Here is a 10,680-nt window from a genome sequence, read left to right as displayed (position 1 = left end):
ACATGCCAGCAAGGATGCGGCTCGCGCCAGGGAATGCCCTCTGGCAGCTCATCCGGTTGCGTGCCCTTCGGTCCATCCATGGGCCGAGGCGGGGGCTGACACGCGCGCGGGCTCGGGAGTCACGCGGAGCCGCGGGACGACGCCTTGACCGCCATGGAGGCTGCGATGGGGCACCTGGCACCACGCTCACGATGAGGGAGGGCGCCTCCGAGGACAGGAAGATTCCCGCTTCGAACGAATCCGAGGCGCGGAAGATGCGCCCTGGAAACAGAAGGGGCGGCGCGGGAATTGCACAGGGAGCCGCAGGCAATCCTCGCGGCCTTACCGGACTTCCCTGAAGCAGGTTAGCCGAGGCCGAGCTCCTTCACGCGACGCCCCAGCGCGCGCTTCGACACCTGGAGGCGCCGGGTCATCGCGTCCAGGTCTCCCTGGCACTCGTGGAAGCAGCGGGTGATTTCCTCGGGGCTCAGGTCCCCGGCGGTCCGCAGGTGGGGGCTCTTCTCAATCAAGTCGTAGATGGAGGAGCGGTGGATGCGGAGCTGGTCGGCGGCGGCCTGGAAGTCCCAGTCGTTCCGCTGGAGGGCGGCCAGCAACTCCTCCTCGGAAATCTCGGAGGGCTTGCGGCGGGGCGCGGCCGGGGCCTCGACGGCGGGCGGTGCATGGGCGGGGCGGCCCGGGAGCGCGCCCTTCGTCAGGGCCAATTCCTGCTCGAGCTGCGCGTCGAGCCGCAGGCACGGCTGGCCGCGGCTGCCGATGACGAGCTGCCGCGCCACGTTGCGCAGCTCGCGGATGTTGCCGGACCAGCGGTGGCCCACCAGCCGCGCGGCCAGCGCCGACGGGAGCCAGGGCTCGGCGGTGGGCGCCTCGGGCGTCAGGCGCCAGGCCTCGCCCAGCGCCTCCAGCTCCGCGCGGGCGAAGTGGTGGAACAACAGCCCGATGTCCTCTCGCCGCTCGCGCAGCGGCGGCACCCGGATGGAGTAGCCGGAAAGCCGGTGCAGCAGCGGCGCCTTGAAGCGCCCCTCCTGAATCTGCTGCTCCAGGTTCGCATCCGTCGCGGCGACGAGCCGCACATCGACGGCGATGGGCGTGCGCTCGCCCACCGGGTAGAGCTGCCCCGTCTCCAGCACCCGCAGCAGCATCACCTGCACCTCGGGAGGCGCCTCGCCCACCTCGTCCAGGAACAGCGTCCCCTCATGGGCGGCCTGGAAGAAGCCGGGCTGGTCCCGCACCGCGCCGGTGAAGGCGCCCTTGCGCGCGCCGAACAGCTCCGCGGCCGCCAATTCGCGGGGGATGGCGCCCAGATTCACGCTGACAAAGGGCTTGTCCCTGCGTGTGCTGTGTCGATGGATGGCCTGGGCGATGAGCTCCTTGCCCGAGCCCGTCTCGCCTCGCACGAGCACCGGCACGTGGAGGTCCGCCACCCGGGTGATGTGCTGGCGCACGCGCTGGAGGCCCACGCTGCCGCCCACCATGCCCAGCGCGTCCTCGGCCTCCCTCGCCGAGGCGTCCGCCAGGTGCAGCACCAGCAGCACACGCCCGGCCAGCTCCAGCGGCACGCCCGCGGCCACCTCCGCGGCCGAGAACTCCCACGGCTCGCGCAGCACCTCGCCGCCGACGGCCACGCGGCTGCCTTCGCCCGGCTCCAGCCGGATGCCGCCCTCCGCGGCCGGCGCGAGGACGAGCGGCTTGCGGCTCAGGAACGGGTCGGCCAGGTGCATCCCGAGCGCGCCCTCCGGCCGCATGAAGTCCGGCTCGTTGCGGGACACGCGCATCGGGCGGCCCGAGGCCAGCGCCTCCAGCAGCAGCCGCTCCCCGACGCGATGCGCCCGCGGGTGGGAGGCGATGGTCAGCGCGGGAACGAGCCGGGAGCCCTCCTCGGTGAGCGGGCTTCGCGAGACATCGGCCGTGGAGTGGTCCCACGCCGGGGGACGGGGCTGGGAGGACACACCCGGAGCAAAGCAGACTTCCGACGGCACTTCCACGCGTCGACCCTCCGTTTCCACGCGTGGAAACGGCCCGCCGCCCCGGCCTGGGAGGGCCCACGCCTGTGCGTCCCTCGTGGCAGGCCATGGCACGCCGGCTGCTTTGGGGCCTCGTCGCACGGTCGCGGCACGCCGGCCTCTCGCCGGCCCCCCGCGCCGTACATCCCCCACACAGGTAGGCACATGCGAACATTCAAACTCCCCTGGCTCTCCTGCCTCGCGGGAGCCGCGCTCCTCGGCGCGTGCTCCCCAGAGGACCTCCCCGACACCGAGCAGCTCGACGAAGTCTCCATCGGCAGCGCGCGCGAGGCGCTGAATCCCCCTCCCAACATCGCGCTCGGCAAGCCGACGACCCAGTCGAGCAACTACCCCGGCGGCGGCGGTGCCGCCTCGCTGGCGGTGGATGGTTCCATCAACGGCTCCTTTGGCGCCGGCTCGGTCACCCACACCAACCAGCAGGCCCAGCCCTGGTGGCAGGTCGACCTCCAGGGCTCGTACCCCCTCTCCACCGTGGTCCTCCACAACCGCACCGACTGTTGCTCGGACCGGCTGCAGAACTTCCGGGTGCGCGTCTCCGAGGACGGCACCAACTGGCATGACTACTCCTTCGCGGGCGTGGCGCCGACGCAGTCCACCTTCACCATCAACCGCTCGGCCCGCTACGTCCGCGTGCAGCTCAATGGCACCAACGCCCTGAGCCTCGCCGAGGTCCAGGTCTTCCCGTCGACCATCAACCTCGCGCGCGGCAAGCCGGCGACCCAGTCGAGCAACTACCTCGCCGTCGGCGGCGAGGCGAATCTCGCGGTGGACGGCTCCGTCAACGGTGACTTCTGGGGCGCCTACTCGACCACCCACACCCATTTCCAGACCCAGCCCTGGTGGCAGGTCGACCTCCAGGGCTCGCACGCCCTCTCCACCGTGGTCCTCCACAACCGCACCGACTGCTGCGCGGACCGGCTGCAGAACTTCCGGGTGCGCGTCTCCGAGGACGGCGCGAACTGGCATGACTACCCCTTCACGGGCGTGGCGCCGACGCAGTCCACCTTCACCATCAACCGCTCGGCCCGCTACGTCCGCGTGCAGCTCGACGGCACCAATGCCCTGAGCCTCGCCGAGGTCCAGGTCTTCCCGGCGGCCATCCACCCCGGCAACACCGTGCATGGCTACTGGAGCGCCTCCGGCGGGCGGTCCTCCTCCAGCCAGGCCAACCGGCATTTCGTCGTGGAGGTCTCCGGCCAGAACGAGTGGGTGACCTTCAACCTCACCTCGCCCGCCGCGGACTCCTATCTCTACCTGACGGACGCGAACGGCAACGTGCTCGCGGAGGATGACAACAGCGGGGGCAGCCCCCACGCGCGCATCGCCCGCGCGCTGTCCGCGGGCACCTACAAGCTCGTCGCGGCGACCACCACCGCGGGCCAGAACGCCGAGTTCTCGCTCAGCGCGGACAAGGCCCTGCTTCGCTACCCGAAGCGCCTCCGGGTCCAGGCGGCGACCCAGTTCAATTGGATCTACGACGACCACGACACGGGTGCCCACGACGACGTGTCCGTCTGGCGCGCGGACCTCACCGGGTACCCGGGCTACTACTCGCTGGGAGACGTGGCCATGCCCTCTCATGGCGTGGCGCCCAAGATGACCTTCGTGGTCTCCGGCGAGGAGGACCTGCTCGCGCGTCCGGTCGACTATGCCTGGGTTTGGAGCGACTGGGGCTCGGGCGGCAGCCATGACGTCTCCTTCTGGGACCCGGTGCCTCCGGCGGGTTACACCTGCGTGGGCTCGGTCACCGTGCTGGGCTACGACAAGCCCTCCACCGACCTCATCCGGTGCGTCCGGAGCGAGTACGTGCTCCCGGCCGCCGCCAACTGGCTGTGGAACGACTCGGGCTCTGGTTCGGACAACGACATCGGCGTGTGGCAGGTGGACCCCCGGGACCACCGGGGCCTGAGCCTGTCCACCTTCAAGGGCCAGGGCAACTACGACGGTCCCGACGGCAGGCGCTTCTGGACCCTCAACAAGAGCGCCCTCGCCAACCCGGAGATGGCGGGCCTGCCCGTCGACGGACAGACGGCGCTCCAGTTCGCGCCCCGCGTCTGGCTGCACCCCGAGGAGTACTACCTCCCCTCTTCGGTCGAGCACTTCCTGGCCAACGTGCACGAGGAGAACGGCCACCTGGTGACGAACCAGCCCCTGGGCTGTGACTCCTGCACGGACCCGGCCTTCCTCGATGGCGTGCGGCCGGACCAGGCCCACGTGCCGATGTACGCGGAGGTTGTCCACCGCACGGTGGATGGCCAGCCCACGAACGTCTCCGACATCATCTATTGGAACTTCTACCCCTACAACAATGGCAAGCGGGTGTGCATCGGCTGGTACTCGCCCTGGGGCTGCGTGGGTGGCTATTCCACCTTCGGCAACCACGTGGGTGACTGGGAGCACCTGACGGTGCGGTTCATCGAGGGCCGGCCGTACGCGGTGTACCTGAGCCAGCACGCGGGCGGGCAGACCCTGCTCTTCGGAGACAAGTCGCTGGCCGTGCTGGGCTGGCACCCGGAGGCCTACGCCGCGCTGGGCTCGCATGGGCTCTACCCGGACGCGGCCCGGCACATCTACCGGAACCTCCCCAATGGGGACTTCCTCGCGGATGACACGGGCCGCGGCATCGCCTGGGACGGGTGGGTCCAGCCGGTGGTCTTCCCCTGGAAGCCGATGGGCACGTACACCGGGAGCCTGGACTGGCTGAACATCACCGCCGACTGGGGCAACCCTCCGGGCGGGTGTGACATCAGCCAGCCCGTGGCCGGTGAGTGCGTGCGCAACGGCGGCCCGACGGCACCCATGAAGAAGTCCTTCTCCCAGCCAGGGCACATGCCGATGGAGTGAGAGAAGACGACGTCCGCACGCCTCGGGGATGAGGCGTGCGGGCGTCAGTCCGCCGCCGGCACCAGGTCCGGCGGCGCGGGCTGGCGCAGGGCCTCCTCGCGGGCCATCACCAGCACGCCCACCAGGGCCATGCCGCCGCCAACGAGCTGCACCCAGTCGGGCTTCTCGCCCAGCAGCGGCACGGCCCACAGCGTGGCCAGCACGGGCTCGCCGAGGGTGGTCACCGCGACGAAGGGCGCGGACAGGTAGCGCACGGACGCGTTCAGCAGCGAGTGGCCGATGAGCTGCGGCACCAGGGCCAGGCCCACCAACACGGCCCAGGTGCGCGGCGTGAAGCCGGTGAGCGGCGTGTCCACGAAGAGGTGCGCCACCATCAGCGCCACCGCCGCCACCGAGTACACCACGCCCACGTAGGTGCCCAGCGACAGCGCCTCGCGCACGCGCCGGCCCACGACGAAGTACACCGCCGCGAGGATGGCCCCCAGCACCGCGAGCACGTCACCCCAGAGCGCTTGTCCGCCGAGGGCGAAGTCCCGCGCGCCGATGAGCACGCTGCCCGCGAGGCACAGCGCCAGCGCCGCCAGTCCGCGAGGCCCCACGCGCTCGGACAGCGCCACCCACGCGAACAGCGACACCCAGACCGGCTGCGTGGTGACGAGCGCCACCGAGCTGGCCACGGTGGTGTACTGGAGCGACGCAATCCACGTGGCGAAGTGCAGCGCCAGCGCCAGCCCGGACAGCACCAGCCAGCCCCATGTCCGCGCGGTGAGCGCGGCCAGCTCGGAGCGGCCACGCAAGAGCGCCAGCGCCAGCAGCGGCACGGAGGCGAACGTGAGCCGCCACGCGGAGATGGCCAGGGACGGCGCCTCCGCGAAGCGGATGAGCGGAGCGGCCCACGACACGGCCACCACGCCCAGCACCAGCCCGCCGTACACCCGGACCCGCGTGGGCGTGGAGCCCGGTGACGCGGGGCTCACGCCTCGCCGGCGTCGGAGCCGGAAGAAGCCGAGCCCTCACCCGAGGCGGAGGCTCCACCCCCGGCGGGACGGCGGCGGCGACGACGGCGGCGGCGCTTGCGCTGGCCTCCAGCGTCCGGGCCCTCGTCGGTGGCGCCCGCGCGCGGCGGCGGCACCTCGCCGGCCTTCCACGCCTCGAGCTGCTCACGGCCCTCGCCGGTGGCCTCCACCGTCATCTCGAAGACGGTGAGCGCCTCGTTGAAGAGCGGGTGGCGCTTGAAGGCGGCGCTGCGGCGGCGGCGCTCGCCGGACAGCGTGCGCTGGGCCAGCAGCAACATGCGGCAGCGCTCGGCGATGCGGCGGGGCAGGCGCGCCGACTGCACGAAGCCGGCGAGCAGGTCCTCCACCACCTGCGACACGGACGGACGGCCACCACCGCCCTCCTGTGCCTGCGCCTCGGCCTCCTCCGGCGCGGGCGAGCGGCTGATGGGCATCAGCAGCATGGCCAGGAGGATGGCGTCGTCCAGCGGCTCGCCCGCCGTCACCCGCCGGTCCATGGCGTTGGCGAAGGCGTAGAAGGTCTTCTCGCCCTCCTTGCCGTACTGCTTGAGGTACGCGTCCACCGGCGGCAGGAGGATTTTCAGCGCGTCCAGCGCGTCCAGCAGCTTGAGCGCGGGCGCGGACACGCCGCCGCGGATGAGGCGGAAGGTCTCCTCCAGGAGGCGCGCGGGCGCGCAGCGCGGCAGGTCCTCCACCGCGCCCTCCATGGCCGCGTACGTGCGCGACTCGATGTCGAACTCCAGCTTCGCGGCGAAGCGCACGGCGCGCAGGATGCGCACCGGGTCCTCGCGCATGCGGATTTCCGGGTCGCCGATGGTGCGGATGAAGCGCTCGTCGAGGTCGCGCCGGCCGCGGACGTAGTCGATGACCCGTCCCTCGGCCACGTCGTAGAAGAGGCCGTTGATGGTGAAGTCGCGGCGGCGCGCGTCCTGCTGCGCGGTGCCGAAGACGTTGTCGTGGGTGATGAGCAGGTCCTCGCCGGACGACTCACCCTCGTCCTCACCGTTGCCGTTGGCGTTGGCGGCGGGCTCCAGCTCCGTCGGGTTGGCGCGGAAGGTGGAGACCTCGATGATTTTGCCGCCCTTGAAGTAGACGTGCGCCAGCCGGAAGCGCCGGCCGATGAGCCGGCAGTTGCGGAAGATGCCGCGCACCTCGTTGGGGGTGGCGCTGGTGGCGATGTCGAAGTCCTTCGGCTTGCGGCCCAGCAGCAGGTCGCGCACGCAGCCGCCCACCATGTAGGCCTGGTGGCCATGCTGGTGCAGGCGCAGCACCACCTTGAGGGCGTCCGGGTCCAGCTCGTCCGGGTCGATTTCCGCCGGCTCGCCGGTGGGCCGGACGTGGGGCGCGTGCAGCTCACGCTCGTAGGGGGTGGGGTCGGGCTCGGGCTCGAGCACCGCGGGGACCTGCTCCACCTCCTCCTCGCGGCCCTCGGCGGCGTCGGCGGCCTCGGCGGCGGCCAGCACGGCCTCGGCGCTCAGGCCGGAGTCGTCGAAGACCGCCTCCTCGTCGTCGGCATCGTCCTCGGCGTCGTCGTCCTCGTCATCGGCGGCGAGCGCGGCCGGCTCGGAGTCCTCGGGCTGGGTGGGGGCAGGGGTACGGGGAATTTCGGTCTCGGAAGGGGCCGGCTCGGCGGCCGCGGTCTCGGAGGCATTGGCCTGCTCCGAGGGCGCCGACAGCTCCTGTGGGGAACTCATGGGAACCTCTTGTTCGCCGCGCTCGGAAGTCGCTGCCGCCTCGGATGAGGGAACCTCGCGCGCGTCTGTCTCGGGCGCAGGTGGCAGCGGAATGCCGGCAGGCGGCGTTTCAGTCGAATCTCGCGTCATCACCATTGACGCCCCGGAAGGGGCGCTTCAGGAGGCAGCCGTCTATATCGCATCCTCCCCGGAGGGGAGTAGCGAGTGAAGACATTGTTGACCGGCACCACCGGGCCGGCGGGGGCCACCGTGGCCGCCCTGCTCCGTCCCTGGGAATAGGGGCCCCGCCCGCGCCTCCGTGGGCGTGCCGGCTGACGGGCCCTTCTCGGTGGAAGATTCAGGAAAGCGTGAAAGGGCATCCTGCTCCGGGCTGGCTCCGAGTGCGCTGAAACAGCGTCACGCACGTGGCTCACGTGGCCGGAAGCGCGTGCGACGACCCGTTCTCCCGGGAACTCTGTCCCGGATGAACACGCCGCGCACGGGAAACGTTCTGGGAACCGGCCGGGAGGCGGGCCCCGGCCCGCCCGGAGGGGTAGCGGGCGGGTGACGCGCGGGCCGGCCCGAGGGAGGGCCGGGGGGCGTCCAGCCACTCCGCTCCCGCGCTCCTACTGCGCCGGCTTCGTGCGCGCCTTGTGGTTGCGGGGCAGCGCGTGGTGGATGAGCTTCACGTAGTCCACCGCCTGCACCGGCGGGGGCGGCGGCGGCGTGCCCAGCGCGGCGAGCCGCTTGCTGAACGCGGACAGGATGTCCGGCATGGGCCGCATCGCCGCCAGCAGCTTGTTGGGCCCCTCCAGCGCCTGGGACAGGGCGATGGCCGCCTGCTGCAACGGCAGCCCGCGCCGCAGCAGGTCCTGGAACGAGTTGGACAGGGTGATGATGTTGTGCCCCGCCGTCTGCACCATCTCCACGGCGATTTTCAGCACCTGGGGCGCCGTGAGGTGGCCGTCCGCCAGCAGCACCAGCGCCGCCTGGAAGTAGTTGAAGATGGGCACCACGCGCGGCCCGTACGCGGAGAACTGCGCGGGCGGCGTCAGCCGGTCCAGGTGGATGAAGATGCGCCGCACCGGGTCCGACACCGGAATCTTCTTCCACGCCGCGCGCACCCGCTCCGCGTCGTCCGGGTACACCCCGCCCGCCTCCAGCACCTGCGACAGCACCCGCTCGTCCACGCGGCCGGCAATCAGGTCCGCGAACAGCGAGTAGATGAACGCGTCCGCCTCCGCGTCGTCGCCGAAGAGCACCTCCTCGGCCTCCACCGGCGCGTGCACCCGGCTCTCCAGAATCGCCGGCAGCTTGTAGCCCACCTGCCCGCGCAGCGCCCGGAAGCGCCCGCGCAAGAGGTTGCCCACGTTGTCCTTGAGGACGAACTCGTCCCACTTCACCCCGTCCAGCTTGAGCTTCTCCTCCAGCACCGCCCGCATCTGCTTCGGGCTGCCGGAGACGATGCACAGCCGCGAGTCGCCCTGCTCCGACAGCTCGCGGATGAGCGCGCTCGCCCCGGGCACGGCCACCTTCTCGTGCGCCTTCTGGAAGGCGGTGCGCAGCAAGTCACGGAGCGAGTCGAAGTCCGTCTGGAGGTACGTCTTGTCCAGGTCCCACCGGTAGATGCGGCGGGGCGGACGCGGGTCGATGCGGTCCGGCAGGCTCACTTCTTCAGGCCTTCCCGGATGGCGTGACCGAGGTTGTTCGCCACCACCTTCGCCGCCACCTTCCCCGCGTTGGCGATGGCCCGCGACTTCGAGCGCCCGTGGGCCTTGATGAAGATTTTATCGAACCCGAGGATGGGCGCCCCGCCGTACTGGTTCCAGTCCGTGATGTCCTTGATGCGCTGAATCCCGCTGGACAGCATGGCCAGCCCCGCGCGCCAGCGCAGGCTCTCCTTGTAGGCGTACTGGGCCAGCTCCACCACGGTGTCGTGCACGCCCTCCAGCATCTTCAGGCACACGTTGCCGACGAAGCCGTCCGTGACGATGACGTCCGCGGTGCCCTTCGGGATGTCGATGCCCTCCACGTTGCCGATGAAGTTGATGTCCGCCATCTCCGACAGCCGCGCGTGCGCCTCCACCACCCGGGGCGGGCCCTTCTGCGGCTCCACGCCGTTGGACAGCAGCGCGACCTTGGGCCGCTCGTTCTTGGAGATGATGCGCGCGTAGGCGGACCCCATGACGGCGAACGTCACCAGGTCGTCCGCGGTGGCCTCCACCGTGGCGCCCACGTCGAGGATGAGGGAGAACGGGTCCTCCTTCGCTCCACGCACCGAGCGCGTCGGGTACACCGTGGCCAGCGCCGCGCGGCGCACGCCGGGGATGAGCTGGAAGTGCCGCGCGCACGCCAGCACGCCCGCGCCCGTGTTGCCCGCGGACACCAGCGCGTCGGCCTCGCCCTCCTTCACCAGCCGCGCCGCCACCGCCACCGACGCGTTCGGCTTGCGCGCCAGCGCCTCGCCCGGCTTCTCGTCCATGCCGACGAAGTCCGCGGCGTGCTGCACGGAGATGCGCTCGCCGTTGTGCTTCGTCTCCGCCAGCGCCTCGTCGATGAGCGTCCTGTCGCCCACCAGCAGCGTGTGGATGTGCGGGGACTCGAGCGACAGCATCGCCGCGCCGCGCACCACTTCCGCGGGGCCGTGGTCCGTCCCCATGACATCGAATGCAATCGTCACCGGCTGCGGCTGCGTCCCCACCATGGCCTCCATCTTAGGACCTTTGCCCGGCCCCCGCGCCTGCCATTCTCGCCTGGGCCAGCAGGGACAGCGCCAGCAGTCCCGCCAGGCCCACCATTCCAGCCGCCGTCCCATACGGCGCCCCCGGCCCCAAGCGGGTGAAGAGCCACCCGCCCAGCGCCGGCCCCACAATCCGCCCCAGCGAGCCGAAGGCCTGGTACGCCCCCAGCACCGCCCCCAGCCGCTCCGGCGGGGCATGGAGAGATACCAAAGCGGACAGACACGGGTTCACCAGCGCCGAGCCCACCGCCAACAGCCCCATCACAGGAAACAACCACGCGTACGTCGGCGCCACCGGCATCAGCGCCAGTCCGGCCGCCGTCAGCCCGAAGCCCACCGTGGCCAGCAGGGCTTCGCGCCCCGGCCTGCCCTCCTCCCCTCCCGTC

7 protein-coding genes are annotated in these 10,680 nt (G+C 71.4%); 1 reads left to right on the top strand and 6 read right to left on the bottom strand.

Annotation, left to right across the window (positions count from 1 at the left end):
• Positions 1-344: 344 nt before the first annotated feature.
• Positions 345-1,976 carry a sigma 54-interacting transcriptional regulator gene (locus HG543_RS46420; RefSeq protein ID WP_371876560.1) on the bottom strand — a complete coding sequence of 544 codons (1,632 nt, stop codon included), beginning with the start codon at positions 1,974-1,976 and terminating at the stop codon, positions 345-347.
• A 189-nt stretch (positions 1,977-2,165) separates the two neighbouring features.
• Between HG543_RS46420 and HG543_RS46415 the strand changes: the two genes are divergently transcribed.
• Positions 2,166-4,865 (top strand): galactose-binding domain-containing protein, encoded by a 2,700-nt coding sequence (locus tag HG543_RS46415; RefSeq protein WP_169351394.1) that lies wholly within the window; start codon positions 2,166-2,168, stop codon positions 4,863-4,865.
• Positions 4,866-4,909: 44 nt separating this feature from the next.
• Here the strand turns inward: HG543_RS46415 and HG543_RS46410 are convergent, their stop codons facing one another.
• The 5 genes from HG543_RS46410 to HG543_RS46390 all read right to left on the bottom strand — a co-directional run.
• Positions 4,910-5,842: an EamA family transporter gene (locus HG543_RS46410; RefSeq protein WP_169351393.1), complete on the bottom strand. Its 933-nt coding sequence runs from the start codon at positions 5,840-5,842 to the stop codon at positions 4,910-4,912.
• On the bottom strand, positions 5,839-7,575 hold the full coding sequence (pcnB, locus tag HG543_RS46405; protein WP_169351392.1) for a polynucleotide adenylyltransferase PcnB: 1,737 nt from the start codon (positions 7,573-7,575) through the stop codon (positions 5,839-5,841). Before pcnB ends, HG543_RS46410 begins: the two co-directional genes overlap by 4 nt.
• Positions 7,576-8,180: 605 nt before the next feature.
• The gene (locus HG543_RS46400) at positions 8,181-9,224 is read right to left on the bottom strand and encodes a phosphatase domain-containing protein (protein ID WP_169351391.1); all 1,044 of its coding nucleotides are present in this window, start codon (positions 9,222-9,224) and stop codon (positions 8,181-8,183) included.
• On the bottom strand, positions 9,221-10,258 hold the full coding sequence (gene plsX / locus HG543_RS46395) for a phosphate acyltransferase PlsX (protein ID WP_169351390.1): 1,038 nt from the start codon (positions 10,256-10,258) through the stop codon (positions 9,221-9,223). The genes HG543_RS46400 and plsX overlap by 4 nt, the downstream gene beginning before the upstream one ends.
• A gap of 10 nt (positions 10,259-10,268) precedes the next feature.
• Positions 10,269-10,680 (bottom strand): MFS transporter (locus HG543_RS46390; RefSeq protein ID WP_169351389.1); only part of this gene is annotated, 412 nt, incomplete at its 5' end.

Source organism: Pyxidicoccus fallax (assembly GCF_012933655.1).
Taxonomy (GTDB): Bacteria; Myxococcota; Myxococcia; order Myxococcales; family Myxococcaceae; genus Myxococcus; species Myxococcus fallax.
Note: the sequence above shows the minus strand (reverse complement) of the source record. Positions and strands in the feature narration are given on the sequence as shown.